Below are 26,469 nucleotides of genomic sequence, written 5' to 3' on the forward strand. Positions count from 1 at the left end.
ACGATACCAAAACAGGTGATGTCATGTCCGACCTCGCGCTCTCCTCCCCGGCCGCTGCGCCGCGCGCAGCGGCGGTCACAGCCGACCCCAACCGGGCCAGCCTGGCCGTCTGGATCTCCATCGTCGCCGCGATGATCGGCGCCTTCATGGCGATCCTCAACATCCAGATCACCAACGCCTCGCTGCTCAACATCGAGGGCGGCATCGGAACCGGCGTCGACAACGGCTCCTGGATCTCGACGTCCTATCTGATCGGCGAGATCGTGGTGATCCCGCTCACCGACTATCTCAGCCGGGTGTTCTCGTTCCGCAAGATCATCCTCAGCTTCGCCACCCTGTTCGCGATCTTCTCGGTCGCCTGTGCCTTCACCCATGACCTGCCGTCGATGATCGCAATGCGCGGCCTGCAGGGCTTCTTCGGCGGCGTGCTGATCCCGATGGCGTTCACGCTGGTCTTCACCAAGCTGCCGAAGGTGCAACAGCCGGTCGGCCTTGCGATGTTCGCGCTTGCCGTGACCTTTGCGCCGGCGATCGGCCCGACCATCGGCGGCTATCTCACCGAGAATTACGGCTGGCAGACCATCTTCTTCGTCAACGTGATCCCGACCGCGGTCATGGTCATCACCCTTTATTTCACGCTGGAACAGCAGCCGATGCAGCTGCATCTGCTGCGCGAGGGCGACTGGCTCGGCATTATCGCCATGGCGATCGGTCTCTCGTCATTGCAGGCCGTGCTCGAGGAAGGCAACAAGGACGACTGGTTCGGCTCGCCCTTCATCGTCAAGCTCGCGGTGGTCGCAGCCGTCAGCCTCACCCTGTTCGTCTGGATCGAGCTCGTCGTCGAGAAGCCGCTGATCCGGCTGCGCCTCTTGACCCAGCGCAGCTTCGGCTTCGGCACCATCTCGGCGGTGTTCGTCGGCTTCGCGCTGTTCGGCTCGGTCTATCTCCTGCCGGCCTATCTCGGCCAGGTGCAGCGCTACAATGCCGAGCAGATCGGGCAGGTCCTGGCCTGGACCGGCCTGCCGCAGCTGATCCTGATCCCGCTGGTGCCGAAGCTGATGCAGCGCTTCGATGCCCGCTACATCGCCTTCATCGGCATGATCCTGTTCGCGGTCTCGTCGTTCATGAACATCCAGATGTCGCTGGATTACTCCGGCGATCAGTTCTTCGTCCCGAACATCGTCCGCGCGATCGGCCAGGCGATCATGCTGGCGCCGCTGTCGGCCGTCAGCCTCGGCAGCGTCGCACCGCAGGACGCGCCGGCGGCCTCCGGCATCTCCAACATGATGCGCAACCTCGGCGGCGCGATCGGCACTGCCCTGCTCTCGACCATCGTCACCAAGCGCGAGCAGTTCCACTCCAATATCATCGGCCAGTCGGTCGACCTCGGCCGCGAGGAAGTGCGCAGTCGGATCGCCGAGGTCACCAACTACTTCCTGAGCCACGGCATCTCCGATCCGGCGACCGCGCACAACCAGGCGATCGTGGCGCTCGGCAATATCGTGAAGCGGCAGGCGCTGGTGCTGGGCTTCAGCGACACCTTCGCCGTGATCGGCATCGTGCTGGTGTTCGCCGCGATCGCAATCCTGTTGACCGGAAAGCCGAAGAATGTGGCCGGCGGCAGCGCGGCGCATTAATCCCCGGGGCGACGACCCAGGCCGTCGCCCTCTCCTCTTGCTAAGGCCTGATGAGATTAGGTTGAGCTGGTACGGCCTCGAAGGTTCACCTCTCCCATGGGAGAGGTCGGCGCGCAGCGCCGGGTGAGGGGTACGGTCTATCGAGAGAGCGAGAGCCCTCACCCGGATTGCTCTGGACGATGCTTCGCATCGCCAGGCGCAATCCGACCTCTCCCCGTCCGAAGTCGGATTTATCCGACTTCGGCAAACAGAAAGGGCGCAACTCGGGTGGACCCGAGTTGCGCGGGAGAGGTGAACCCCGACCGCGCCAAGCCGATTCAACGAGAACTCATCACGCTTTAGCTTGCCTCGCGCAGCTTGAAGCGCTGGATCTTTCCGGTCTGGGTTTTCGGCAGCGTCTCGACGAAGGCGATCGCGCGGGGATATTTGTAGGGCGCGATCGTCGCCTTGACGTGATCCTGCAACAGCTTGACCTCGGCATCGTCGCTGCGCGCGCCCTGCTTCAGTACGACGAACGCCGAGACGATCTGCCCGCGCTCCTCGTCTGGCGCGCCGACCACGGCGCATTCCGCGACATCGGGATGCCCGAGCAGCGCCGCCTCGACCTCGGGACCTGCGATGTTGTAGCCGGCCGAGATGATCATGTCGTCGGCGCGTGCCACGAAGGACAGCCGGCCGTTCTCGTCGCTGACAAAGGCATCGCCGGTGATGTTCCAGCCGTCGCGGACATATTTGGTCTGCCTGGAGTCGGCGAGATAGCGGCAGCCGGTCGGGCCGCGCACCGCAAGCTTGCCGACCTGCCCCGGCGGCAGCTCGTTCATGTCCTCGTCGACGATCTTCGCCTGGTAGCCGGAGACGGGTGTGCCCGTGGTGCCGGCAACGGCGCTGCCGATGCGGTTGGTGATGAAGATATGCAGCAGCTCGGTGCTGCCGATGCCGTCGAGGATCGGCTTGCCGGTCTTCTTGGTCCAACTCTCGAACACCGGCGCCGGCAGCGTCTCGCCGGCCGAGACCGCGAGCCGCAGCGACGACAGATCGGCGCCCTTGTCCATCGCGGCCATCATCGCCCGGTAGGCGGTCGGCGCGGTGAAGCAGATCGTTGCCTTGTAGGTCTCGATGATCCGGATCATTTCGCTCGGCGCCGCATTCTCCAGCAACGTCGCGGTAGCGCCGAAGCGCAGCGGGAAGATCGCAAGGCCGCCGAGGCCGAAGGTGAACGCAAGCGGCGGCGAACCGACGAACACATCGTCCGGCGTCACCTTCAGCACTTCCCGCGCATAGCCGTCCGCGACGATCAGGAGATCGCGGTGGAAATGCATGGTCGCCTTCGGTTCGCCCGTGGTGCCCGACGTGAAGCCGAGCAGCGCGACGTCGTCGCGGCCGGTCTTCACCGCATCGAACTTGACCGGCTTGTTCAGCGCGATCCGGTCGAGCTCGGCGTCGTGGTTCTGGGTGCCGTCGAAATTGACAACCTGCTTGAGGAATTTGCTGGTCTTGGCGCAGGCCACCAGCTCGTCCGCGATCCGGCTGTCGGTGAGCGCCACCGCAATCTCCGCCTTGTCGACGATCTTTGCGAGCTCACCCGCACGCAGCATCGGCATGGTGTTGACGACGACGGCGCCGGCCTTGGTCGCCGCGAGCCAGGCCGCGACCAGCGCCGGGTTGTTGCCGGAGCGGATCAGCACCCGATTGCCGGGCTTGACGCCGTAATTTTCCACCAGCGCATGCGCGAGGCGGTTCGACCAGTCGGTCAATTCCTTGTAGGTGCGCTGACGGCCATTGCCGATCAGCGCGATGCGATCGCCCATCCCCTGCTCGACGATGCGGTCGGTCAGCTCGACCGCGGCGTTGAGATAGTCGGGATAGTTGAACTCCGGCCGGTCGAGCAGCAGCTGCGGCCATTGCTCTAATGGTGGCAGGTTGCGCCGTGCGAAATCGTCGACATGCCCGGAAGGGCCGAGCCCGGGAAATTCACCTGACATTCGATTGCCCCTCGCTTTCTGTCCAGAAAGGTCAAAGACCAAATATCGAGAAGACCAGTATCAAGGACGCCCGGCAGCGTTCCAATGCCAATCATTTTATACTTAAAATAATTTGGCGCAAGGGTTTTGGCGCAAGGGTGGAGAATGGCTGCGATCCCCCCTGGAAACTCAGATTCGCGTCAGCTGCTTCAGCCGCGCCACCATCTCCGAGTCCGGGTCGGCGAGCGGCGCGATCGCGGTGAAATGATTGGCATCGGGCACGATGCCGAACCGCGTCGCCACGCCCGCTCCGCCCCAGGCATTGACGATGGTCCGGCTCTGCCGGTGATATTCGGCGCTCTCGGCGCCGCCAACCACCGCATCGAGCGTCGCGCCGGCAGGAGCTTTCCAGAGCAGCGGGCTCACCGCCCTTGCTGCGTCGCGGTCAAGGCCGAGCGCCTTGTTGATGGAGGTGCCGACCAGCGGCTCGAGCTCGAACAGGCCGGAGATCGCGTAAGCAGCCCTGACCAGATCGTTCGGCAGCGCCGCATCATAGGCCGGCCAATCGGTCGCCAACATGCATGCGGCAAGATGTCCGCCGGCGGAGTGCCCCGACACGACCAGCGGCCGGCCGAGTTTTGCAAGTTCACGGCACGCCGCGCGCATCTCGCCGATGATGTCGGCGACCGAGACGGTGGGGCAGAGATCGTAGCTCGGCACCGCGACGCCGATGCCGTGGCTGTTGAGGCCGCGCGCGCAGTGGCTCGATGACGAGCCATCCAGCGCCTGCCAGTAGCCGCCATGGATGAAGACCACGAGCGGCCCGCCGCCATTGCCCTCGAACAGATCGATGACGTTGCGGCTGCCCGGGCCATAGCTCAGCCGCCGCGGCGGATGCTGCTCGCGATAGCTTGCGGAGTCCCTCGCCCAGCCGGCCATCAGCGCCGGGTTTTCCGGCACCCGCGCCCGATTGTTGTATTCGACCTCGTAATCGATCGCGCTCACGGTTTAAGCAGTCCTTGCCTTGGCGGAGCGCTGGGCCGAGCCCTTGGCCTTGGCGAGCAGCCGCATCAATTCGCGGATGTCCTTTGGTGATAGGTCGCCGAAAATATCGGCAATCCATTTCTCGTGCTCGGCCGCCATCTTGCGGAATTCGGCGCGGCCGAGTTTTGTGAGCCGGATGAACTGCACGCGGCGATCGGTCTCCGAGGTGCGGCGATCGAGATGGCCTGACTCAACCAGGCGCTCGACCAGGCCGGTGACATTGCCGTTGGAGACCATCATCCGCTTCGAGAGGTCCGACAGCGTCATGCCGTCGGACACCTTGTCGAGCTGGGCCATCAGGTCGAAGCGCGGCAGCGTGACGTCGAACTTCTCGCGCAACCGGCTGCGCACCTCGCCCTCGATCAGCGTGGTGCAGGTCAACAGCCGCAGCCACAGCCTGAGCTCGGTGCCGTGATCGTCGGGTAGTTCGACGGCTTTGGTTTCGGAATCGAGGATCATGCGGCGATCGTGCCTCCGCGGCGGGTTCCGGCCGAGCCGGTTGTTTTGAGCTTCAAGCAATTCGCGGTGCGCCGCAAGGACAATTGCGAATCCGGCCTGAACTCCCGGCGCGATCCTGCAATTTCTTTAAACTTCAAGCAATTGGCGCGGCGCTTGCATGTTGCGCAACTGGTAGCCTGACGCAATGCCACATCGCTTGCGGCGGTCGCGCGCGTCAGACTAAGCTGAGGCCAAAAGCGGCCGAGGCATCGAGCCAGTGGTTGGGGGAGAGACATGAAGCAGTTGACGAAGCTCGTGGGACTGGCGGCGCTGCTGGGGATCGCGGTCGCCCCGGCGTCCGCGCAGGAGAAGATCAAGATCGGCGTGCTGGTGACAACCTCCGGGCCTGCCGCTGCGCTCGGCCAGCAGGTTCGTGACGGCTTTGCGCTGGCGGTCAAGGATCTCGGCGGCAAGATGGCCGGCCGCGATGTCGAGATCGTCAACGCCGATGACGAGCTGAAGCCCGACGCCGCCGTGGTCAAGGTGCGCGGCCTGCTCGAGCGCGACAAGGTCGATTTCGTGGTCGGCCCGATCTTCTCCAACATCCTGTTGGCGATCCACCGCCCGGTCACCGACAGCAAGACTTTCCTGATCAGCCCGAATGCCGGCCCCTCAAGCTACGCCGGCAAGGAATGCAACCCGTTCTTCTATGTGACCTCGTATCAGAACGACCAGGTGCATGAGATCCTCGGCAAGGTGGCGCAGGACCGCGGCTACAAGCGCGTCTACCTGCTGGTGCCGAATTATCAGGCCGGCCGCGACTCGGTCGCCGGCTTCAAGCTCGACTACAAGGGCGAGATCACAGAGGAATCCTACACGCCGCTGAACACGCTGGATTTCCAGCCCGAGCTCTCCAAGATCGCCGCGCAGAAGCCGGACGCGCTGTTCACCTTCATGCCGGGCGGCATGGGCGTGAACCTCGTCAAGCAGTACAAGCAGGCCGGCGCCACCGTGCCGGTGCTCTCCGCCTTCACCGTCGACGAATCGACCCTGCCGGCGCAGCAGGACGCCGCGGTCGGCATGTTCGGCGGCGCCAACTGGGCACCCAACCTCGACAATCCGCAGAGCAAGAAATTCGTCGCGGCCTATGAGGCGGCCTATAACGGCGTGCCCGGCACCTATGCCATGCAGGCCTATGACGCAGCACTGTTGATCGACAGCGCGGTGAAAGCGGTGAAGGGCGACCTCTCCAACAAGGACGCGGTCGCGGCCGCACTGAGAAAGGCCGACTTCACCTCGCTGCGCGGTAACTTCAAGTTCAACAACAACGGCTATCCGATCCAGGATTTCTACCTCACCAAAGTCGCGAAGCGTCCGGACGGCAAATTCCAGACCGAAATCGTCGAAAAGGTGTTTTCGAACTACGGCGACCGCTACGCCAAGGACTGCGCCGCCAAGTAAACTCATGGAGGAGTCATGACGATGAAAGACGAGATCGCCGGCATCACCCGCGCCAATGAAGGCATGCAGGGCATTTCCTGGAGCATCCTAGGCCAGACCTACGTGCCGAAGAGCCGCACCGAGCATTCCTTCTCCTGGCACGCCACCTTCCCGCCCGGCACTTTCGTGCCGCCGCATATCCACCCCGACCAGGACGAGTATCTCTACATCCTCGAGGGCAAGCTCGACTTCATGCTGGACGGCGCCGACGAGTCGGCCACGCCAGGCGATCTGGTGCGGCTGCCGATGGGCAAGCCGCATGGCATCTTCAACAAGTCGCAGCAGCCGGCCAAGACGCTGTTCTGGGTGTCGCCGACGCGGAGGCTCTACGACCTGTTCTGGGCGATCCACAACATGAAGGAGCAGAACCCGGATGACGTGGTCCGGCTCGCCGCCGAGCACAACATCCACTTCCTGCCGCCGCCTCCGGCGTAGCCTACGCGCGAATCTGTCTCCGTCATCCTGAGAAGCGCGCAGCGCGTCTCGAAGGATGCACGGCCCGGCTGGTGGCCGTCGACCCTTCGAGACGGCCGCGTCGCGGCCTCCTCAGGGTGACGGATCAGAAGTTGCCGTGTCACCGTGAGAAGCAATCGTGTCGGCTTGTCCTACTGCCGCGCCACCACGCGCGCGGCGAAGCCGGCCTTGGCGGCATAGCCGCGCACGATCGCCTCGCGCGCTTCGTAATTGAGAATGGTGTCGACGTCGGTGAAACCCTGCGGCGCGAGCTGCTCGACGGCGTCGATCACGCCCTCCGGCCCGCCGCGGCGGTTGGAGGCGACGATGTCGGCGGTCATCGGCAGCCGCTGCCGCTCATAGGCCGCCAGCGCCTGGCGCGGATGCTCCGATCGCGCCAGCATGTCGGCGAGGCAGCGCGCATCGAGGATGGCCTGCGAGGCGCCGTTCGAGCCGACCGGATACATCGGATGCGCGGCATCACCAAGCAGCGTGACGCGGCCGCTCGACCAATAGGGCAAGGGATCGCGGTCGCAGCACGGATACTCCCAGAACTCCGGCGTTGCGTTGATCAGGCCGGCGAAGTCGACCTGCGGAATCGTGAAACCAGTGACATAGGGCATCATTTCTTCGCGGCGGCCGAGATTGGACCAGCCCTCGCGGCGCGGCGGCGGCGAGGTGCCGTCGCCGATCCGCACCAGCACCGCCCAGTTGGTGAGACGGCTCGCCGGGCTCGAACCCGGTGCGATCGGATAGATCACGGCCTTGGCGTTCAGCCCGCCGGCGATGATCATCGAACGTCCGGTCAGGAACGTCGGCCAGTCGGTGGCGCCGCGCCACAGCATCAGCCCGTTCCAGCACGGCCCACCCTCGCCCGGAAACAGCGTTTGGCGCACCTTGGAATGGATGCCGTCGGCGCCGATCAGGAGGTCGCCGCGCGCGGTGTGCACATGGGCGCCACTGCGGTCGAAAAAATACGCCGACACGCCGCCCTCGTCCTGCGTGAAGGAGCCGAGCCGGCAGCCGGTGCGGATCGCATCCGCGCCGAGCCGCTCGATCACGGCGTGATGGATCACGCCTTGCAGGCGGCCGCGATGGATCGAGAATTGCGGCACGTCGTGGCCGGCATCGAGCCCGCGCTTCTCGTGCCAGACCTGCTGGCCGTGCCGCGTCAGATAGAACAGCTCATAGGTGCGGATCGCGACCTCGTCGAGCTTGTCGAGCAGACCAAGCCCCGCCAACTCGCGGATCGCATGCGGCAGTGTGTTGATGCCGACGCCGAGCTCGCGGATCGTCTCCGACTGCTCGTACAGCTCGCAAGCGATGCCGCGCGAGCGCAGCATCAACGCAGTGGTGAGGCCTCCGATTCCGCCTCCGACGATAATCGCCTTCATCGTCCCTTACTCCACTCACAACAGGACGTTTTTACGCTTTGGCCTAGGGTCGCATGGCCCGTTGCCCGCCCGCAAGCGGGTTTGTGGCTCGGGACTTCCGCCGGCCGGCGATGATTAGGCTTAGGCTTAACATTGCTTCAGCACATTCCCATCTATGTCCGTCACCCTGAGGAGCCGCGCAGCGGCGTCTCGAAGGGCCGACGGCCACCAGCCGGGCCGTGCATCCTTCGAGACGCGCTACGCGCTCCTCAGAGCCTGACTGAAAAATGGGTGAGTGATCTCAGTGGGGTGTGATTCCATCGGATTTGCAAAGATTCGAGGGAGAGCACGATGCCCTGGACCAAGATCACTCGGGAGCAATATCGGCGGGACGATCTGCGTTATGCAAGCGATATGACCGATGCGGAGTGGGCGGTGATCAGACGCCTGTTGCCGCGAGCGAACCGGCGCGGCCGGCCGCGTAAGACGGAGCTGCGTCGTGTGATCGAAGCGATCCTCTATATCGTTTCGACCGGCTGCCAGTGGCGGGCGTTGCCGCAGGAGTTCCCGCCCTATTCGACGGTGCAGGGCTATTTTTATAGATGGCGGGATACAGGCCGGTGGCAGAGGATTGTCAGCGTGCTTGTCCGACGGGCGCGAAAAAAGCTTGGACGGACACCGAAGCCGACGGCAGCCGTGATCGACAGTCAAAGTGCGCCAACCACGCAAGCTGACGGACCGCGGGGCTACGATGCAGGCAAGCGCATCTACGGCCGCAAGCGGCATATCGTGACGGATACCAATGGCCTCCTCCTTGGGGTTCATGTTCATCCGGCCAACGTTCAGGACTGCCATGGCGCCGTACCGCTGCTGAAGAACGTGCGGATGAACTTCCCCCGGCTGCGCCACGTCTTTGCCGACCGGATCTACCGCGGAAATCAACTCCTCGACGCGCTCTCAGACTGCGGTCCATGGACTATCGAGATCGTCGAGCGGCCTCACGGCGTCAAAGGCTTCCAGCTTCTGCCGAGGCGGTGGGTGGTTGAACGCACATTCGCTTGGTTCGGCAGATGCCGCCGTCTCGCCAAGGACTTCGAGGCGACGGTGGCAACCGAAGCTGCCTGGCTGCTGATTGCACACATCAGGCTCCTGACCCGCAGAATCGCGGCTGCAGCTAAGGTTGGGTGATTTATGAGTCAGACTCTCAGGATGACGGGCTGGCAATCCGCCGCCAGAACAGTCAATCCGGCACTACCGCAATCGCCTGGATTTCCACCTTGGCGCGGTCCTCGATCAGGCCGGCAACCTGGATCGCGGTCATTGCCGGAAAGCGCCGGCCGATCACGTCGCGATAGACCGTGCCGATCTCCTTCAGCCGCGCGGAATATTCCTTGCGGTCGACGAGGTACCAGGTCATCGACACGATGTGCTCCGGTCCGGCGCCGCCAGCGGCGGCAACCGCGACGATGTTGCGCAGGGTCTGGCCGATCTGTGCCACCAGATCGTCGGTCTCGAACACGCACTGTCCGTTCCAGCCGATCTGGCCCGCGATGAAGATCTGTTTGCCGCGCGCGGCGATGCCGTTGGCGTAGCCGATCGGCTTGGCCCACTCTTCCGGTTGCAGGATCTCGATCATCTCAATTGCCCTCGAAGGCGGGTTTCTGCTTGGCGGCGAAAGCCTCGAAGGCGCGGCGGAAATCACCGGTTACCATGCATATTGCCTGCGCCTGCGCTTCGGACTCGATCATCTCGTCGACACCCATCGCCCATTCCTGGTTGAACATGGTTTTCGTCACGCCATGCGCGAACCACGGCCCGTCCGCAAGCGAGCGCGCCAGTTCTTGCGCGGCCGCAGCAAGCTCCGCCGCCGGCACCAGACGGTTGTGGAAACCCCACGCAAAACCTTCGTCGGCGCTCATCGCGCGGCCGGTATAGAGCAGATCGGCAGCATGGCCCTGCCCGATCACGCGCGGCAACAATCCGCATGCGCCCATGTCGGCGCCGGCAAGGCCGACGCGGGTGAACAGGAAGGCGGTCTTGGCCTGCGGCGTCGCGAGCCGCAGGTCGGACGCCAGCGCCAGCATCGCGCCGGCGCCGGCGCAGATGCCGTCGATCGCGGCGACGATGATCTGCGGGCATTTGCGCATCGCGCGCACCACCTCGCCGGTCATCCGCGTGAAGGCGAGGAGGTCCGGCATCGGCATTCGCGTCAATGGCTCGATGATCTCGAACACGTCGCCGCCGGAGCAGAAATTGCCCCCGGCGCCGGTCAGCACGATGGCGCGGACGTCGGAGGCGTATTTGAGGTTGGTGAAGAGATCGCGCAGTTCCTCGTAGGACTCGAAGGTCAGTGGGTTCTTCTTGTCCGGCCGGTTCAGCGTGATGGTCGCGACGCGGCCGCTCGCGTCGGCCTGCCAGCGGAAGTGCTTTGCGGGATAATCCTTGAACGGCCGCAGCTTTGCTTTCATCTCGGACATGATGGTTTCCTTCACCCGGTAAAGACTTCGCCGCCGGCAACCGCGACGGCTTGTCCGTTGATCGACGATGCGCCCGCAGAGGCAAGCCAGAGGATGCTGTCGGCGACCTCCTCCGGCGTCACCAGCCGCTGCATCGGATTGACCTTTGCCAACGCGGCACGGGCTTCCTGCTCGCTGCGCCCGGTCTTGGCAACGATGTTGGCGGCGGCATCCGCCACCAGCGGCGTGTCGGTGTAGCCCGGGCAGACCGCATTAACGGTGACGCCGCGCCGCGCATATTCCAGCGCCAGCGAACGCGTCAGCCCGATGACGCCGTGCTTCGCGGCGACATAGGCCGAGACATAGGCATAGCCGGTTAGACCCGCGGTCGAGGCCACGTTGATCACCCGGCCACGGCCGCGCTGAGCCATTCCGGGCAGCACGGCGTGCGTCACCAGGAACACGCTGGAGAGGTTGCTCGCCAGCATGTCGGCCCACAGCGCTGCATTCGTCTTGTCGAACGGCGCGCTTCCGGCCTTGCCGGCATTATTGACGAGGATGTCGATCGGGCCTGCCTCGGCCTCGATCTGCGCCACCCCTTTGGTCACCGCAGCTTCATCCGTCACGTCGATCGAAACGACGGCGCCGGCCTGCTTGCCGAGCGACGCGGCAGTCGCTTCCAGCGCGTCGATCCGGCGTCCGGCGATGCTGACGCGTACGCCGGCCTTTGCGAGCGCGATCGCCGTCGCGCTGCCAATGCCGGAACCGGCACCGGTCACCAGCGCATGGGCGTTGGGCCAGAACCGTGTCATGCCTTGCCTCCCGCTGCGGCGCGTTCGAGATTGGCCTCGTATTGCGACTTGCCCGACAGATATTGCTTCGGCCAGGCGATCTGCTTGACGCCGATCTTGGCGGCCTCATGCAGCGTCCAGGCCGGATCGGCGAGATGCGGACGCGCGATGGCACAGAGATCGGCGCGACCGGCGGCGATGATCGAGTTGGCGTGATCCGCTTCCGAGATCGCGCCGACTGCGATGGTGGCGATGCCGACCTCGTTGCGGATCTTGTCGGCGAACGGCGTCTGGTAGAGCCGGCCATAGACCGGATGGTCGTCGGCCCAGACCTGCCCCGAGGAGCAGTCGATCAGATCGGCTCCCGCCTGCTTGAACAGTTTTGCGAAGGCCAGGGCGTCCTCGGGCGTGTTGCCGCCTTCCGCCCAGTCGTGACAGGACAGGCGCACCGACATCGGTCTGTCCTCCGGCCACACCGCACGGACGGCGCGGAACACTTCCAGCGGATAACGTGCGCGGTTCTCGATCGATCCGCCATGTTCGTCGGTGCGGCGGTTGGTCAGCGGCGACAGGAAGCTCGACAGCAGATAGCCGTGCGCGCAGTGCAGCTCCAGGATGTCGAAACCCGTGCTCGCGGCGCGCTTCGCCGCCGCAACGAACTGCTCGCGCACCTCGTCCATCTCGGCGCGGCTCATCGGCTCCGGGATCTGGCCGTCGGGCAGATAAGGCACTGACGAAGCCGACACCAGCGGCCAGTTGTGGTCGGGGAGCGGCGCGTCCATGCCCTCCCAGGCGACGCGGGTCGAGCCCTTGCGGCCGGAATGGCCGAGCTGGATGCCGATCTTCGCCTGCGAATTCCGGTGCACGAAGTCGACGATGCGCTTGTAAGCCGTCGCCTGTTCATCATTCCACAGGCCGCAGCAGCCGGGCGTGATCCGCGCCTCCGGCGAGACGCAGGTCATCTCTGTGAACAGCAGGCCGGCGCCGCCGAGCGCGCGGGAGCCGAAATGCACCAGATGGAAATCGTTCGGCATGCCCTCCTCGGCCGAATACATCGCCATCGCCGAGACGATGATCCGGTTATGCAGCGAGAGGCCGCGGATGTGGAACGGCGTCAGCATCGGCGGCGTGACCCGGTCGTTGGTCGCCGGCACGCCGTTGCGCTCCGCGAACCAGCGCTCGTAGCCTTCGAGCCAGGTCTTGTCACGCAGCCTCAGGTTCTCATGGCTGATGCGCTGCGAGCGGGTCAGCAGCGAATACATGAACTGCTCGGGCTCCAGGGTGTCGGCATAGCGCGAACCAACCACCTCGAACCACTCCATGGCGTTGCGCGCGGCGTTCTGGATCCGCGCCACGTCGACCCGGCGCAGCTCCTCGTAAGCCGCCAGCACCTTCGGAATGCTGTCGCGCGTCGCGCCGTGAATCTTGAATTGGTTGGTCAGCTCGATCGCGTCCTCCAGCGCCAGCTTGGTGCCCGAGCCGATCGCGAAATGCGCAGTGTGGGCGGCATCGCCCATCAGCACGACATGGCTGTTGCCGTTGAATGTGGTCCACTTGCCGCAGATCAGCCTGGGGAATGACAGCCAGGCCGAGCCACGCAGATGCCGCGCGTTGGAGACCAGATGATGCCCTTCGAGGATTTCACTGAACACGTTCTCGCAGAACGCGATGGAATCGCCCTGCTCCATCTTGTCGAGGCCGTGGGCGAGATACGCCTCCTCGGTGGTCTCGACGATGAAGGTCGCGGCGCCCTCCTCGAACTTGTAGATATGCGCCTGGAACCAGCCGTGCTCGGTCTTGCGGAAGTCGAAGGTGAAGGCATCGAACGGACGGTTGGTGCCGAGCCAGATATAGCGGTTCGGCCGCATCAACATGTCGGGCTGGAAAGCTTCGACGTACTTGGTGCGGATCTTCGAGTTGACGCCGTCGCACGCCACGATCAAATCGGCATCGGGGAATTCGAGATCGGAATTCACCTCGCGCTCGAAGATCAATTCGACGCCGAGCTCCTCGGCCCGCGCCTGCAGGATGTTGAGCAGCCGCTTGCGGCCGATGCCGACGAAGCCGTGCCCGGTGGTGCGCATGCGCCGGCCCTTGATCAGGACCTCGATGTCGTCCCAGTGGTTGAAGGCCTGCTCGATCGTGTCAGCGGTGACCGGATCCCATTTGCGCATGTTGTCCATGGTCGCATCCGAGAACACCACGCCGAAGCCGAAGGTGTCGTAGGGCCGGTTGCGCTCGACGACGGAAATCACGTGCGAGGGATCAAGCATCTTCATCAGGATGCCGAAATAAAGCCCGGCCGGCCCGCCTCCAATGCACACGATACGCATGGCGTTCTCCCGTTGGCTTCGGCGGCCGGGCAGGTTCCTGCCGTTGACCGACGAGGCATAATATTTTATACTTAAAATATTTGTCAAGGGTGGGATGGCCGCGCCCCCAGACTGTCGTCCCTGCCTAGTGCGCAATTGCGCACGGGAGCAGGGACGACGCCGAATATGGGGCGACTGGCACGCACCCATCCACTCGTCATTCCGGGGCAGCCCGAAGGGCTGAGCCCGGAATCCATCGAGCCGCATGATGCGCGGCCGAATGGATTCCGGGCTCTCGCTTCGCGAGCCCTCAGGTGCGCAATCGCGCACCGGGGAATGACGACATGGAGACCGCGCTGCCCACCGCGGCGTACAGCCGTAGGGCGGATTAGCCGAAGGCGTAATCCGCCGCTCGCGGCAACATGGCGCGATGGCGGATTACGCTGCGCTAATCCGCCCTACGGCAATTCGCGTGTCTCTCAATGCACCGCGGCGTACAGGATCTTGTCCTGCGTCGCATCCGCCGCGTCGAACTCGGCGACGATGCGGCCGGTGCGGGCGACCAAGATGCGGTCGGAGACGGCCAGGATCTCCGGCAGATAGGACGAGATCACCACCACCGCCTTGCCCTCGTCGGCGAGGCGGCGGATTTCGCCGTGGATATGTGGGATGGTGCCGACGTCGACGCCGCGGGTCGGCTCGTCGAAGAAGATGATCGAGGGCTCCTGCACCAGCGTCTTGGCCAGCACCACCTTCTGCTGGTTGCCGCCCGACAGCTCGATGATCCGCGCCTTGCGCTGCAACGCGCTGATCTTCAGCCGGTCGACCCAGTAGTTGGCGAGCTTGCTGCGCCTCGCGCGCGACAGCAGGAAGCTCCAGCCCTTTCGTGTGGCAAGGCTGCCGATATAGACGTTGTCGTCGACCACCATGGTCTCGAAGAAGCCGTTGGCCTTGCGGTCCTCGGTGATGTAGGCGATGCCGTCATTGATCGCCTGCCGCGGCACGCGATAGCGGATCGGTTTGCCGCGCAGCCGGATGGTGCCGCCATTGACCAGATTGCGCTTCAGCGCGCCATAGACGATCTTGGCGATCTCGGTGCGGCCAGAGCCGATCAGGCCGGCGATGCCGACCACCTCGCCGGCATAGACCGAGAACGACATGTTCTTGACCGCCATGCCCATGGTGACGTTCTCGACCGTCAGCACCTTCTCGCGGCGCTGATGGGTCTTCGCTTTGCCGCCATAGACCGCCTGTGCCACCTCGCGCCCAACCATGTGCTGCACCAGCGCGTCACGCGTCAGCTGCCTGGCCGGCGCGGTGATCACGAGCTTGCCGTCGCGGAGCACGGTGATGCGGTCGGCGATCTGCAGCGATTCCTCCAGCGCGTGCGAGATGTAGATGATCGAGACGCCGCGGGCGCGCAAATCGCGCACCAGGTGGAAGAAGTGGACGATCTCCTCCGGCGTCAGCGACGCGGTCGGCTCGTCGAAGATGATGATGCGGGCCTTGTTGTAGATCGCGCGCGCGATCTCCACCATCTGCTTCTTGGCGGTGCCAAGCAGCGCCACGGGCGTCGCCGGATCGACGTGAAAGTTGAGCGACTGCAACAGCTGCTGGGCCTGGATGTTCAGGGTGCGGAAGCGCGTCAAGAGCTTCTCGTTGCCGAGTTCGATGTTCTGCGCCGCGGTCATGGTCGGCACCAGGCTGGTCTCCTGATAGACCATGCAGATGCCGGCATTGAGCGCATCGCGCGGCTGCTCGAAATTGGCCGGCTCGCCGTCGAGCAGATAGTCACCGGAGGTGAGGTTGATCGCGCCGGCGATCGCCTTGCACAGTGTCGACTTGCCGGCGCCGTTCTCGCCGACCAGCGCATGCACCTCGCCGGGATAGAGATCGAAATTGACCCCCTCGATGGCGTGGACGCCGCCATAGATCTTGGAGCCGTTCGAGATCCGCAGCACCGGCTCGCGGGTTGCCGATTGGGGCGCGGGCGTTGCCTGCATCACACCGTCATTCATCGCAGATCTCCCGAATAACGCAGCAGGCGCCCCGCGCCGCGCGCGGCGATCACGGTGCCGGATGGCGTAGCGCAGGCGGCGGTGATGCCGTGGAAGCGGCCGCCGGCGCGGCTGTGCAGGCTGTCGATCGCATCGCCTTCGGCGTCGAGATGCACCAGCAGGCCATAGGAGCGCGGCGGCGCCCAGGGCTTCTGGATGCCGAGTGCCTTGACGCTGCCGATCTGCATCGGCTCCAGGCAATCGCTGCCGCCGACCAGCGCCGGCGCCACCCAGTATTCGGGCGGCATCGTCGCCATCATCTCCTCGCGGAAATCGTCTTCCTTGAGCACGAACTCGATCAGGTGAGTGCGGCGGGCGAACATACCGAGCAGCATGCCGCCACGGCCGTCCGGATGCAGCCGCGCCGGATAGCCCGGCATGTTGGTCGCGACGGTCTCGCGCGGGCCAAGGCCGTTGCCGCCGAGCGCGAACCGGCTGAGGCGATGCGCCCAGCTCTCGGTGAGCCACAGGCTGTTGCCGTCGACCGAGACCATCACGCCATAGGGGTATGGCAGATCGCGCAGCAGCACCTGCGGATTGTCGAGGCCGGCGCCGCAGCCGATCAGCCGCCCATTGGCGCGCTTCTCCATCAGATCGTGCCGCCACTCGCTCGGACGGCGGCCGGCGCTGCCTTCGACGGCATAGATGCGGCCATCTTGCGCCGCCGTCACCGACAACAGTCCGGTGAGCGCGCTGCCGCCGGCAGCCTCCAGCCAGCGCGGCGCGGGCTTGGCCGGATCGATCGCGGCCAGCCCCCTGCCCGCGACGCAGACCAGCAGGCGGCCGTCCGGATGCAATGCGAGCCCGCCGGCATCGTCCTCGAACTCGGCAATGAGCGTCCGCGTCGCGAAATCCGCGCCGCTGAGCTTCAGCACCTGCCGGCCGGCGGACACATAGACCGCGCCGTCGCCGGCGGCGATGACGTCGTCAACGCCGGGCAGCGGCTCGCCGATCGGCACCGCGGTATCGAGCCGGTCGTTCGGGCTGAGCGCGCCGTCGAGCGGCGGGATCGCGTTCTGGCCGCCGTCGCGGTCGATGACGCTGCGGATATCGCGCAGCAGATGATCGAAAAATCCCATTATTTCGCCACCCTGCTCTTCGCACCCCAATACGCGTCGTAGCCGGTCCAGCTGTCGTCGACGCCGTCGAGCTTGATGCGGCCGATCCGGTTGTTCTCGAGCCCGCCGAGATAGAGATAGCCCTGGTGCTCGCGCATCGACGTCAGGGTCGAATGCGAGATGCCGGTCGGATCCCAACAGGATTCCAGCGCCTCGCCTTTCTCGTTGAACTTCAACACGCAGCCATGATTGAGCGCGGGCGCCAGCCATTCGTCGGTCGGCACCTGCTTGACCATGCGCAGCCGGAAGCCGGGCTTGCGCGCGGCGAGATCGAAGGTCGGCGTGCGGATGCCGACCAGCGCCAGCCAGTAGGTGCCGTCGGAGGCGCGGTTAATGTTATCGGGGTTGCCCGGCAGCTCGTCCATCAGCACTTCGGTCTTGCCCTTGTTCGGGCCGTCGATCCAGTGCCGGAACACCTTGCACAGCGAGGTCGAGGCAATCAGGATCGACTTGCCGTCATGAGAGACGCAGATCCCGTTCGGGAAATAGAAGTGGTTGATCACGGTGCGCGTGGTCTTGGTCGCTGGGTCGTAGCAGACCACGCGGCCGTTCGGCCGGCCCTCGAGAATGTCGAGGGTGTTGGTGGTCATCTCGTAGCGCGTGGTGCAGTCGCTGAAATAGATCTTGCCGTCGGGCGCGATGTCGAGGTCGTCGGCCATGCGCAGGCGAGAATCGTCGTTCAGCTTGTACCAGGTGCGATTGGTCTCGTCGGTGACCTTGAAGATGCGGCCATCGGGCGCGACGCCGTAGACGCCCATGCCGGCGACCGCCACGATCAGATTCTCGTCGCGGTCGAACTGCATGCCGAGCGGCCGGCCGCCGATATGGGCGAACACCTCGCGGGTCTCGAAGTTCGGCCCGGAGAAGCGGATCACATTGCCGTCGCGGGTCGAGCCGTAAAGCCGGCCCTGGCGGTCGAGGATGACATCCTCAGGCCCCTCGACCTGATCGACACCGATCGCCTGCGCATTGATCAGCCGGTCGTTCTGCGCATAGGGCGACGCCGCGCCCGGCTGCACCGCGGGCGCCGAGGCCAGCGGCACGAACGCCGGATTGACATAGATCTTCTGGATCGCCTTGCCGCGGTTCTTCGACCATTTGACGTCGATGCCGACGGCGGCGAGCAGGATCATGCCCGTCACCGCCGACGTGACATAGCCAGGGATGCCCATCCGCACGAGGCCGTTGATGAGGAGGAAGATGATCAGCGCGCCGATCATCGCCCGCCATACCGTGCCCTTGCCGCCGGCCAGCGAGACGCCGCCGAGCACCACGGCGGTGAGCGCCTGGAATTCCCAGCCGACGCCGGTGGTGGAATCCGTCGAGGCCTGACGCGCCGCGTAGAAGATACCGCTCGCCGCGCACAGCGTGCCCGACAACACATAGGTCATGAACAGCATCAACCGGACGCGGATGCCGGCATGGCGTGCCGCCTTGCGGCTGGCGCCGATCGCGGTGAGATGCCACCCATAGCGCGAGCGCGACAGGAAGATGTGGCAGATCAAGAGCACCACGAACAGCGTCGCCGCGTTGACGGGAATGCCGAGCACGCTGCCGCCGCCGATGAAATCCCAGGCATCGCTGTCGACCGAATTGGTCGCGAACACCTGGGCGTAAGAGGTGTTGAGCAGATTGACCGAGGCGCGCAGGATGATCAGCGTCACCAGCGTGGTCAGGAACGGCCGCGTCTTGAGGAAGCCGATCAGGAAGCCGTTGATGCTGCCGAGCAGCGCCCCGACCAAAAGCGTCGCCGGCACGGCGAGGCCGACCGGCCATTCGCGCACCAGCAGGAAATACAGTGCCGCGAAATTGCACAGCGCGAAGATCGCGCCGACCGACAGGTCGATGCCGCCGGTGACAAGGCAGAAGCCCATCGCCAGCGCGACGAAGCCGAATTCGGCGAACAGCCGCAGCAGCGACACCGAGTTCTGCACCGACGCATAGTCGGGGATGGTGAGCGCGAAATACGCCCACAACCCGATCATCACGGTGAACGGCACGACCGGCTCGAACCACTGCTTCAGCAACAGCTCCGAGAGCAGCAGCCGGGGCGAGAACCGCCGCACCGATGCGGCAAAGGAATCGACAGCCATCGACATCGTCAGGCACTCCCTCGATCCGGTTTTCACAGTTCCGGATTCTGATCCTTGATACAGCCGGCGCGGGAATGCCCCCCGCGCCGGCTGTCCCGCGCCTTGTTAGTTTTTCTTGGGTAGCGCGAAACAGTTGGCGCCGGAGGCGTTCGACTTATCGAGCCAGATCGGCCGCGTGTAATAGGACAGGTTCTTCGTGCCCGGCTTGTCGCTGGACATCAGCAGCGTCTCGGCCGCGAACATCAGGTCGTGGCCCTGCTCGGTCGCCTTGTAGCTCAGGAATTTGTAGAAATTGCCCGAATTGACCTGATCGCAATCGAGCTGCGAGCCCTCGCCGGAGGCGAACACCTTGACGTCGTCGATCTTGCCGGCATTGCGGATCGCCTGCGCGGCGCCCGACTCCATGATGCCCCAGAAGCCGATCGAGGCGCAGAGGTCGGGATGCTGCTGGATCACCGTCGCGGTGACGTTGAGCGCGGTGTTGGCGTCCCAGTTCGCGGCCTGGTTCGAGACCACCTTGATGTTGGGATCCTTGTTCAGCACCTCCATGATGCCGCCGACCTGATCGACGCTAGCGGCCGCGGTCAGTTCGCCCTGCACGATCTGCACTTTGCCCGACTTGCCCGAGCCGGTGCCGCAGGCCTTGACGGCTTCGTTCGCGAGCATCCTGCCGATCTCGCGCCAATCGGCGCCGACAAAGGCACCGGACTTGTAGTTCGAGGACATGTTGATCTGGATCACATGCGTGCCCTGGCTCTCGGCGCGCTTCAAATCCTTCATCAACAGCGTGACGCTCGGGTTCTGCACGATCAGCACGTCGGGCTTCTGGTCGACCAGCGCAGTGAGTGCCTGCTGCATCGCCGACGGATTGTTGTTGGGATCGCGGACGATGTATTTCATGCCGCGCCATTCGGCCTCCTCCTGCACCACCCGGCCCCATTCGTCGGACAGCGGCACGCCGAGCGCGATCGGCAGATAGGCGATCGTCTTACCCTGCAGCGCCTTGTCGTAGACGGCGCGCAGCTCGCGAGCTGTCTTGGTGCCTTCCTCCTGCGCCGACGCCGCAAATGGCGTCGCGGCCAGCGTCACGCCGGCCAGCAGGATCGTCCAGAACTTGGTCGTCTTCATCGTCTCCTCCACAAAGAAATTCTTTTGATTGATTTGATTTAGCACGAAGGCTCGTTCAGTCGCCCTGTCGCGCGGTCTCCTCGTCGCGGGGATGCAGCCAATTGTCGAGCACGATGGCGGCGAGCAGCACCACGCCCTTGATGATGTTCTGCACCTCGCTGTTGACGTCCATGATGGTGAAGGCGTTGAGCAGCGTGCCGATCAGGATACAGCCGACCACGACGCTGAACACGCTGCCGCGGCCGCCGATCAGGCTGATGCCGCCGATCACGACGACCAGTACGACGTCGAAGATCATGGTCCCCTGCGTGATCGCCATCTGCATGCTGCCCGTGGTGCCGACCCAGACCAGGCCTGCAATCCAGGCGAGCAGCGCAACCAGCACGTGCTCCAGCACGATCAGCGGCCGCAGCGGAATGCCGGTCAGCCGCGCGGCCTCGGGATTGTCGCCCTGCGCATAGATGAAGCGCCCGATCGAGCTGCGCGACAGGAACAAATGCATCGCGATCGCCGCGACCGCGAACACCAGGATCGGAACCGGGATGCCGAGCAGCCGTCCGGCGCCGAGATACATCAGGCTAGGTGCATTCTTCGGCGCATAGACTACCCAGGCCGGCGCGATCCAGAACGCGAGGCCATAGATCACGAAGCCGGCGGCGAGCGTCACGAATAGCGCCGGCGCCTCGACGAAGGCGACCATCACGCCGTTGACGACGCCGATCAGCACCGCGATCGCCAGCGCCAGCAGCACTGCCGTGAAAACAGGCATGCCGTTCTGGATGTAGATCAGCGCGATCGCCCAGGAACCCGCCATGATCGCGACTTCGGAAAGGTCGATGCCGCGGCTGATCACGATCAGCCCCATGCCGAGGCCGAGCACGCCGAGGATCGAAATACTGCGCAGCAGATTCAGGAGATTGGAGACGGTGGCAAAGCCGTTCAGCGTCAGGCCAAACACGACAAGAAGCGCTATGGTGAGCAGGAGCACGATCTGCTCCTGGCTCGGCTTCGCAAGCATTGCAGCCGGGCGAGATGATGCCGCAGGGACAGCAACGCCGCGCGATGGCGATTGCACGCTCATCGTTTCCTCCAGGTATTATTTTGCTTGAGACTTTAAGAGTGGCAGCTCATATTCGTCAAATGCATTCGACGGATACGGATAGATCATTTTCATGCATGTACGCGACGTCGACCTGAACCTGTTCGTGGTATTCGACGCGATCTATTCCGAGGGTGGCGTCAGCCGCGCCTGCTTCCGCCTCAACCTGACGCAGCCCGCGGTGAGCCATGCGCTGAGCCGGCTGCGCGCGATGTTCAACGATCCGCTGTTCGTGCGCCGCAAACCATGTCATGACGCCGACCCCGCTGGCGCGCCAGATCATCACCACGGTGCGCCAGGCGCTCAACGGCCTCGAGACCACGCTGACTCACGCCGACCGGTTCGATCCGGCAAGGACATCGAAGCGGTTCGTGATCGGCCTGCGCAACAACCTGGAGGCGCCGATGCTGGGTGCGCTGATCAACCGGATCAGCGGCGTGGCGCCGCTGGTCGAGATCGCGACCGTGCGCTGCGAGCGCAACAATTTGGAGCGCGAGCTTGCCGCCGGCACGCTGGATGTCGCGATCGATACGCTGTTGCCGCTGTCGGCGGAGGTGCGGCGCGAGCAGATCCTGACCGAGCACATCGCGGTGTTCGCGCGGCGCGGCCATCCCGAGCTCGGCGCACGGCTCGACAAGAAGGCTTACTTGCGCATGGAGCATGTCTGCGTGACGTCGCGGCGCAGCGGCCTCTCGTTCGAGGATTTTCAGCTGCAGCGCCTCGGTCTGACCCGCACCGTGCGCCTGACCTGCCAGAATTTCGCGACCGCCTGTCACGTCGTGACCCGCAGCAACATGCTGCTGACGGCATCCGAAAGCGCCGCTTCCGTGCTGGAAGATCCCGGCGAGCTGCAATGCTTCCCCTGCCCGTTCCCGATCAACCCGCACGTCAATTATCTCTACTGGCACGCCACTGCCGAAGACGACACCACCAATCAATGGCTGCGCGAGCAGCTGCGCGCCGCAGCAGTGCTGCTGGCCGGCAGCCGCTTCAACAAGAAGAACCGTCGCGCGGCCAAGACGCGCCCGAAGGTCGCGATCCCGATGCCGACCGGTCTCGCTGCGGAATAGCGGCGACGCTGCGCGCCGCGCAGACCGCCCGGCCTTGCCCGAATTGCGGGGTTCAGCCATGCGGTTCCGCGCTTGAACAGGCCGCCGCGGGCGGGCATAAGGACCCCCGTCTCCCCTTAAAAAATGCCCACAGCCCAAGGATTTATCATGCCCGCCTATCGCTCCCGCACCACCACGCACGGCCGCAACATGGCGGGTGCTCGCGGCCTCTGGCGCGCCACCGGCATGAAGAACGAGGATTTCGGCAAGCCGATCATCGCGGTGGTCAATTCCTTTACCCAGTTCGTGCCCGGCCACGTCCATTTGCAGAACCTCGGGCAATTGGTGGCGCGGGAAATCGAGAAAGCCGGCGGGGTGGCAAAAGAGTTCAACACCATCGCGGTCGATGACGGCATCGCGATGGGCCATGACGGCATGCTCTACAGCCTGCCCTCGCGCGAGCTGATCGCCGACAGCGTCGAATACATGGTCAACGCGCATTGCGCCGACGCGATGGTCTGCATTTCCAACTGCGACAAGATCACGCCGGGCATGCTGATGGCGACGCTGCGGCTCAACATCCCGACCGTGTTCGTCTCGGGCGGCCCGATGGAGTCCGGCAAGATTCAGCTCAAGGGCAAGAAGCGCGCGGTCGACCTGATCGACGCGATGGTCGCGGCCGCCGACTCCAACGTCTCGGACGAAGAGGTCGCAGTGATCGAGCGCTCGGCCTGCCCGACCTGCGGCTCCTGCTCCGGCATGTTCACCGCGAACTCGATGAACTGCCTGACCGAGGCGCTCGGCCTCGCCCTGCCGGGCAACGGCTCGGTGCTGGCGACGCATGCCGACCGCAAGAGCCTGTTCGTCGAGGCCGGCCATCTGATCGTCGACCTCGCCCGCCGCTATTACGAGCAGGACGATGCCAAGGTGCTGCCGCGCAACATCGCGAACTTCAAGTCGTTCGAGAACGCGATGACGCTCGACATCGCGATGGGCGGCTCTACCAACACCGTGCTGCATCTGCTCGCCGCCGCGCGCGAGGGCGAGGTGCCGTTCACGATGGCCGACATCGACCGCCTCTCGCGCAAGGTGCCGGTGCTCTGCAAGGTGGCGCCCTCGGTGCAGGACGTCCACATGGAGGACGTGCATCACGCCGGCGGCATCATGGCGATCCTCGGCGAGCTCGATCGCGCCAAGCTGCTCACAACGGACGGCCCGACCGTGCATGCCGCGACGCTCGACGACGCGCTGAACCGCTGGGACGTGGTGCGGACATCAAGCGACAAGGTGCGCAATTTCTACCGCGCGGCACCGGGCGGCGTGCCGACCCAGGAAGCCTTCAGCCAGGACCGCCGCTTCGACGAGGTCGATCTCGACCGCGAAACGGGAGTTATCCGCGATGCCGCGCACGCCTACTCCAAGGACGGCGGGCTTGCCGTGCTGTTCGGCAACCTTGCGGAAGACGGCTGCATCGTGAAGACCGCCGGCGTCGACCAGAGCATTTTGACGTTCTCTGGTCCCGCCCGCATCTTCGAGAGCCAGGATGCGTCGGTCGACGCCATTCTCGGCAACAAGGTGAAGGCCGGCGATGTCGTGCTGATCCGCTATGAGGGTCCGCGCGGCGGCCCGGGCATGCAGGAGATGCTCTATCCGACCAGCTATCTGAAGTCGAAGGGCCTCGGAAAGGCCTGCGCGCTGATCACCGACGGCCGCTTCTCCGGCGGATCGTCCGGCCTGTCGATCGGCCACGTCTCGCCGGAGGCGGCCGAAGGCGGACTGATCGGCCTGGTCGAGGAAGGCGACATCATTGAGTTCGACATCCCGAACCGCAAGGTCAACCTCAGGGTCGACGATGCCGAACTGAAGCGCCGTCGCGCCGCGATGGAAGCCAAGGGCAATGCGGCGTGGAAGCCGGCAGCGCCGCGCAAGCGCGCCGTCTCGACCGCGCTGAAGGCCTATGCAGCGTTCGCAAGCAGCGCGGCGAAGGGTGCGGTGCGCATCCTGCCTGAATAGTTGAGGCGTCAGTTCGCGTGCAAGTCGGCCGCCTCGATCCGGATGCGGTCGGCATGCAGCGACCAGTCGCATAGCGATTGTTGCTGACAGAATTTGAGCTTGGCCATTTCGGTGGCCTGGCTCTCGCTCGAGGCATCGATCTCAAGCGCGCCCTGACAAACCTCGCGCTCGCGGCCGTTGTCGCCGAGCACGTCCTTCATGAAATGAACGACGAAGCGTGACATGGAACCCTCCCTGCTGGTCCGGAAGAGCCGGGGAGTACCGCTTTAGCACTAACGCGAAATGGGGTTGAGTTAATTCGGCGTCCGCGGATGCGGCGCTTCGCAGCGGTGGAAAACTAGGCGCCGGCCTGCGGCAGGCTGGCGGCAGCGATCGCGACAATCTGCGCAAGACGGCGGCCGATTTTCGCGGGCGCGTTGCGGAGCAATGACTGGACCTGTCGCATGGCACGTTTTCCTTCGGTGCCCCGAATGGCCGGGCACGGACAGAAAATGGCGATTTCGGGCTAAGCCGTCGATATCTCAGGGAAAATAACAACGGACGCTTCGCGCGGCGGCGGTTTGGCAGTGGGTTTATTGCTTGTTTTGGGGATACGACGAAGGAGATTTTCTCCGTGATTATCGAGCCCCACGACGCGCTCTCACCTCACCGTAAGGGACGCACCAACGGAAGGGTTCCCTCTCCCCTTGCGGGAGAGGGCTAGGGAGAGGGGTACCACACGGCCAACTCTCTCATTTGGGCTTGCCTACCGCTGCAACGATGTCGCATGCGAATTGCGATAGCGCCGCTCATCTCGCCCGGGGCCACCCCTCTCCCCAACCCTCTCCCGCAAGGGGAGAGGGAGCCTGAGCAGCGTGCTCACCTAACACAGCGGCGGCATTCGACTTCAACTACCCCGGCATGAACCCGAACGCCTTCTCGAACCTTCGCGCATACACCGGCCAGACCTCCGGATTGATGATGCGCGGCGGGCGCTTGCCGTCGAGGGCGTCGAGGATCTGCTCGGCCGCGATCCGGCCCATGTTGATGCGCGCCTCGCGGGTGACGCCGGCGGTGTGCGGGCTTGCCAGCACGTTGTCGAATTGCAGCAGCGGATGATCCGGCGGCGGCGGCTCCTTGGCCCAGACGTCGAGGCCCGCGCCGGCGATGCGCTTGTCCCGCAGCGCCTCTTCCAGTGCCTTCTCGTCATGGATGAAGCCGCGCGCGGTGGTGACGAAATAGGCGTGCGGCTGCATCAGCGCGAATTCGCGCGCGCCGATCATGCCGCGGCTCTTGCTGTCGAGCGGACAGGAGATCGAGACGAAGTCCGAGCGGCGCAGCAGATCGTCGAGCTCGACCTTCTCCCCGCCCCGCTTGGCCATCTCATCCGCCGTCAGATACGGATCGTAGGCGATCACCTTCATGTGCAAGAGACCCTTGCACAGCTCGGCGATGCGGCGGCCGACATTGCCGAGACCGACGACGCCGACGGTCTTCTCCTTGAGCTCGTTGCCGATCAGATCGTTGCGGTTGACGTTGGCCTCGCGCCGCAGCCGGCGGTCGGACTGGATGATCCGCTTCGACAGCGTCAGCATCATGCCGAGCGCGTGCTCGGCGACCGAATTGGCGTTGCCGCCCGATTGGTTGACGACCAGCACGCCCGCGGCGGTGCAGGCGTCGACATCGACGGGATCGAATCCGGCGCCGTTCGACGAGACGATCAGAAGGTTCGGCGCGCGCTTCAACAGCTCGGCATGGGCATGAAAATGCGGCGCCAGCTCGTCGCGGGCGGCGCCGATCTGGTAGGCATGCGCATCGGCAAGCACCGGCGCGAACGTCGCCTCCGGCGTCTCGTTCTCCAGGCGGTCGAGCCGGACATCCGGCCGCTTCTTCAGGATGTCGACATAGATCTCGTGGGCGAGGTATTTGACATAGAACACGCGCTTGTTGTTGACGGTCATATCTTCG

Annotated in this window: 21 protein-coding genes and 1 pseudogene; 7 read left to right on the plus strand and 15 right to left on the minus strand. The window is 64.7% G+C overall.

Annotation, left to right across the window (positions count from 1 at the left end; all coding sequences use genetic code 11):
• The first annotated feature begins 23 nt into the window (after nucleotides 1-23).
• A complete protein-coding gene (locus ACVIW0_RS24140) occupies nucleotides 24-1,637 on the plus strand; it encodes a DHA2 family efflux MFS transporter permease subunit (RefSeq protein ID WP_461354610.1) in 1,614 nt (537 codons plus the stop codon).
• A 338-nt stretch (nucleotides 1,638-1,975) separates the two neighbouring features.
• Here the strand turns inward: ACVIW0_RS24140 and ACVIW0_RS24145 are convergent, their stop codons facing one another.
• From ACVIW0_RS24145 to ACVIW0_RS24155, 3 genes are all read right to left on the minus strand, one after another.
• Entirely contained in the window at nucleotides 1,976-3,619 is a 1,644-nt protein-coding gene (locus ACVIW0_RS24145) for a benzoate-CoA ligase family protein (protein ID WP_461354611.1), read from the minus strand.
• Nucleotides 3,620-3,787: 168 nt separating this feature from the next.
• The gene (locus ACVIW0_RS24150) at nucleotides 3,788-4,603 is read right to left on the minus strand and encodes an alpha/beta hydrolase (protein ID WP_461354612.1); all 816 of its coding nucleotides are present in this window, start codon (nucleotides 4,601-4,603) and stop codon (nucleotides 3,788-3,790) included.
• A 3-nt stretch (nucleotides 4,604-4,606) separates the two neighbouring features.
• On the minus strand, nucleotides 4,607-5,101 hold the full coding sequence (locus ACVIW0_RS24155) for a MarR family winged helix-turn-helix transcriptional regulator (RefSeq protein WP_024579672.1): 495 nt from the start codon (nucleotides 5,099-5,101) through the stop codon (nucleotides 4,607-4,609).
• Nucleotides 5,102-5,374: 273 nt separating this feature from the next.
• Between ACVIW0_RS24155 and ACVIW0_RS24160 the strand changes: the two genes are divergently transcribed.
• Entirely contained in the window at nucleotides 5,375-6,541 is a 1,167-nt protein-coding gene (locus tag ACVIW0_RS24160; RefSeq protein ID WP_461354613.1) for an ABC transporter substrate-binding protein, read from the plus strand.
• A gap of 21 nt (nucleotides 6,542-6,562) precedes the next feature.
• The gene (locus ACVIW0_RS24165; RefSeq protein ID WP_057015936.1) at nucleotides 6,563-7,015 is read left to right on the plus strand and encodes a cupin domain-containing protein; all 453 of its coding nucleotides are present in this window, start codon (nucleotides 6,563-6,565) and stop codon (nucleotides 7,013-7,015) included.
• Between the two features lie 170 nt (nucleotides 7,016-7,185).
• Here ACVIW0_RS24165 and ACVIW0_RS24170 read toward each other — a convergent pair whose 3' ends face one another.
• Nucleotides 7,186-8,427 (minus strand): flavin-dependent oxidoreductase, encoded by a 1,242-nt coding sequence (locus ACVIW0_RS24170; protein ID WP_461354614.1) that lies wholly within the window; start codon nucleotides 8,425-8,427, stop codon nucleotides 7,186-7,188.
• A 330-nt stretch (nucleotides 8,428-8,757) separates the two neighbouring features.
• Here ACVIW0_RS24170 and ACVIW0_RS24175 point away from each other — a divergent pair, with 330 nt between their 5' ends.
• Entirely contained in the window at nucleotides 8,758-9,594 is an 837-nt protein-coding gene (locus ACVIW0_RS24175; RefSeq protein ID WP_461354615.1) for an IS5 family transposase, read from the plus strand.
• Nucleotides 9,595-9,646: 52 nt separating this feature from the next.
• On the opposite strand, the gene ACVIW0_RS24180 is transcribed toward ACVIW0_RS24175, so the two are convergent.
• The 9 genes from ACVIW0_RS24180 to ACVIW0_RS24220 form a co-directional block, all read right to left on the minus strand.
• Nucleotides 9,647-10,042 carry a RidA family protein gene (locus ACVIW0_RS24180; protein ID WP_461354616.1) on the minus strand — a complete coding sequence of 132 codons (396 nt, stop codon included), beginning with the start codon at nucleotides 10,040-10,042 and terminating at the stop codon, nucleotides 9,647-9,649.
• A 1-nt stretch (nucleotide 10,043) separates the two neighbouring features.
• Nucleotides 10,044-10,883 (minus strand): enoyl-CoA hydratase family protein, encoded by an 840-nt coding sequence (locus ACVIW0_RS24185; protein WP_461354617.1) that lies wholly within the window; start codon nucleotides 10,881-10,883, stop codon nucleotides 10,044-10,046.
• An 11-nt stretch (nucleotides 10,884-10,894) separates the two neighbouring features.
• Nucleotides 10,895-11,674 (minus strand): SDR family NAD(P)-dependent oxidoreductase, encoded by a 780-nt coding sequence (locus ACVIW0_RS24190; protein ID WP_461354618.1) that lies wholly within the window; start codon nucleotides 11,672-11,674, stop codon nucleotides 10,895-10,897.
• The gene (locus ACVIW0_RS24195) at nucleotides 11,671-13,986 is read right to left on the minus strand and encodes a bifunctional salicylyl-CoA 5-hydroxylase/oxidoreductase (protein ID WP_461354619.1); all 2,316 of its coding nucleotides are present in this window, start codon (nucleotides 13,984-13,986) and stop codon (nucleotides 11,671-11,673) included. The genes ACVIW0_RS24190 and ACVIW0_RS24195 overlap by 4 nt, the downstream gene beginning before the upstream one ends.
• A gap of 458 nt (nucleotides 13,987-14,444) precedes the next feature.
• Nucleotides 14,445-15,983: a sugar ABC transporter ATP-binding protein gene (locus ACVIW0_RS24200; protein ID WP_461354620.1), complete on the minus strand. Its 1,539-nt coding sequence runs from the start codon at nucleotides 15,981-15,983 to the stop codon at nucleotides 14,445-14,447.
• Complete coding sequence (locus ACVIW0_RS24205; RefSeq protein ID WP_461354621.1) at nucleotides 15,980-17,101, minus strand: SMP-30/gluconolactonase/LRE family protein; 1,122 nt, start codon at nucleotides 17,099-17,101, stop codon at nucleotides 15,980-15,982. Before ACVIW0_RS24205 ends, ACVIW0_RS24200 begins: the two co-directional genes overlap by 4 nt.
• Nucleotides 17,101-19,239, minus strand: a complete 2,139-nt coding sequence (locus ACVIW0_RS24210; RefSeq protein ID WP_461354622.1) for an ABC transporter permease — start codon at nucleotides 19,237-19,239, stop codon at nucleotides 17,101-17,103. Before ACVIW0_RS24210 ends, ACVIW0_RS24205 begins: the two co-directional genes overlap by 1 nt.
• Nucleotides 19,240-19,338: 99 nt before the next feature.
• On the minus strand, nucleotides 19,339-20,361 hold the full coding sequence (locus ACVIW0_RS24215) for a sugar ABC transporter substrate-binding protein (protein ID WP_461354623.1): 1,023 nt from the start codon (nucleotides 20,359-20,361) through the stop codon (nucleotides 19,339-19,341).
• Between the two features lie 55 nt (nucleotides 20,362-20,416).
• Nucleotides 20,417-21,442: an ABC transporter permease gene (locus ACVIW0_RS24220; RefSeq protein WP_461354624.1), complete on the minus strand. Its 1,026-nt coding sequence runs from the start codon at nucleotides 21,440-21,442 to the stop codon at nucleotides 20,417-20,419.
• A 91-nt stretch (nucleotides 21,443-21,533) separates the two neighbouring features.
• Between ACVIW0_RS24220 and ACVIW0_RS24225 the strand changes: the two are divergent.
• From ACVIW0_RS24225 to ilvD, 3 genes and pseudogenes are all read left to right on the plus strand, one after another.
• Nucleotides 21,534-21,641: pseudogene (locus ACVIW0_RS24225) on the plus strand (LysR family transcriptional regulator); the annotation flags it as partial.
• A gap of 70 nt (nucleotides 21,642-21,711) precedes the next feature.
• A complete protein-coding gene (locus ACVIW0_RS24230; protein WP_461354625.1) occupies nucleotides 21,712-22,530 on the plus strand; it encodes a LysR substrate-binding domain-containing protein in 819 nt (272 codons plus the stop codon).
• Between the two features lie 147 nt (nucleotides 22,531-22,677).
• Nucleotides 22,678-24,522 (plus strand): dihydroxy-acid dehydratase, encoded by a 1,845-nt coding sequence (ilvD, locus tag ACVIW0_RS24235; RefSeq protein WP_461354626.1) that lies wholly within the window; start codon nucleotides 22,678-22,680, stop codon nucleotides 24,520-24,522.
• Nucleotides 24,523-24,530: 8 nt separating this feature from the next.
• Here ilvD and ACVIW0_RS24240 read toward each other — a convergent pair whose 3' ends face one another.
• A complete protein-coding gene (locus ACVIW0_RS24240) occupies nucleotides 24,531-24,746 on the minus strand; it encodes a hypothetical protein (RefSeq protein ID WP_461354627.1) in 216 nt (71 codons plus the stop codon).
• 666 nt (nucleotides 24,747-25,412) lie between these two features.
• Nucleotides 25,413-26,462, minus strand: a complete 1,050-nt coding sequence (locus ACVIW0_RS24245; protein ID WP_461354628.1) for a hydroxyacid dehydrogenase — start codon at nucleotides 26,460-26,462, stop codon at nucleotides 25,413-25,415.
• Between the last annotated feature and the right edge of the window lie 7 nt (nucleotides 26,463-26,469).

The sequence above is a fragment of the Bradyrhizobium sp. USDA 4454 genome, assembly GCF_054822705.1.

What these genes read in the sequence shown, in the direction of transcription:
- ACVIW0_RS24140 (WP_461354610.1), top strand. Translation starts at nt 24, where the DNA reads ATGTCCGACCTCGCGCTCTCCTCCCCGGCCGCTGCGCCGCGCGCAGCG.
- ACVIW0_RS24145 (WP_461354611.1), bottom strand. Translation starts at nt 3,619, where the DNA reads ATGTCAGGTGAATTTCCCGGGCTCGGCCCTTCCGGGCATGTCGACGAT.
- ACVIW0_RS24155 (WP_024579672.1), bottom strand. Translation starts at nt 5,101, where the DNA reads ATGATCCTCGATTCCGAAACCAAAGCCGTCGAACTACCCGACGATCAC.
- ACVIW0_RS24160 (WP_461354613.1), top strand. Translation starts at nt 5,375, where the DNA reads ATGAAGCAGTTGACGAAGCTCGTGGGACTGGCGGCGCTGCTGGGGATC.
- ACVIW0_RS24165 (WP_057015936.1), top strand. Translation starts at nt 6,563, where the DNA reads ATGAAAGACGAGATCGCCGGCATCACCCGCGCCAATGAAGGCATGCAG.
- ACVIW0_RS24170 (WP_461354614.1), bottom strand. Translation starts at nt 8,427, where the DNA reads ATGAAGGCGATTATCGTCGGAGGCGGAATCGGAGGCCTCACCACTGCG.
- ACVIW0_RS24175 (WP_461354615.1), top strand. Translation starts at nt 8,758, where the DNA reads ATGCCCTGGACCAAGATCACTCGGGAGCAATATCGGCGGGACGATCTG.
- ACVIW0_RS24180 (WP_461354616.1), bottom strand. Translation starts at nt 10,042, where the DNA reads ATGATCGAGATCCTGCAACCGGAAGAGTGGGCCAAGCCGATCGGCTAC.
- ACVIW0_RS24185 (WP_461354617.1), bottom strand. Translation starts at nt 10,883, where the DNA reads ATGTCCGAGATGAAAGCAAAGCTGCGGCCGTTCAAGGATTATCCCGCA.
- ACVIW0_RS24190 (WP_461354618.1), bottom strand. Translation starts at nt 11,674, where the DNA reads ATGACACGGTTCTGGCCCAACGCCCATGCGCTGGTGACCGGTGCCGGT.
- ACVIW0_RS24195 (WP_461354619.1), bottom strand. Translation starts at nt 13,986, where the DNA reads ATGCGTATCGTGTGCATTGGAGGCGGGCCGGCCGGGCTTTATTTCGGC.
- ACVIW0_RS24200 (WP_461354620.1), bottom strand. Translation starts at nt 15,983, where the DNA reads ATGAATGACGGTGTGATGCAGGCAACGCCCGCGCCCCAATCGGCAACC.
- ACVIW0_RS24205 (WP_461354621.1), bottom strand. Translation starts at nt 17,101, where the DNA reads ATGGGATTTTTCGATCATCTGCTGCGCGATATCCGCAGCGTCATCGAC.
- ACVIW0_RS24210 (WP_461354622.1), bottom strand. Translation starts at nt 19,239, where the DNA reads ATGTCGATGGCTGTCGATTCCTTTGCCGCATCGGTGCGGCGGTTCTCG.
- ACVIW0_RS24215 (WP_461354623.1), bottom strand. Translation starts at nt 20,361, where the DNA reads ATGAAGACGACCAAGTTCTGGACGATCCTGCTGGCCGGCGTGACGCTG.
- ACVIW0_RS24220 (WP_461354624.1), bottom strand. Translation starts at nt 21,442, where the DNA reads ATGAGCGTGCAATCGCCATCGCGCGGCGTTGCTGTCCCTGCGGCATCA.
- ACVIW0_RS24230 (WP_461354625.1), top strand. Translation starts at nt 21,712, where the DNA reads ATGACGCCGACCCCGCTGGCGCGCCAGATCATCACCACGGTGCGCCAG.
- ilvD (WP_461354626.1), top strand. Translation starts at nt 22,678, where the DNA reads ATGCCCGCCTATCGCTCCCGCACCACCACGCACGGCCGCAACATGGCG.
- ACVIW0_RS24240 (WP_461354627.1), bottom strand. Translation starts at nt 24,746, where the DNA reads ATGTCACGCTTCGTCGTTCATTTCATGAAGGACGTGCTCGGCGACAAC.
- ACVIW0_RS24245 (WP_461354628.1), bottom strand. Translation starts at nt 26,462, where the DNA reads ATGACCGTCAACAACAAGCGCGTGTTCTATGTCAAATACCTCGCCCAC.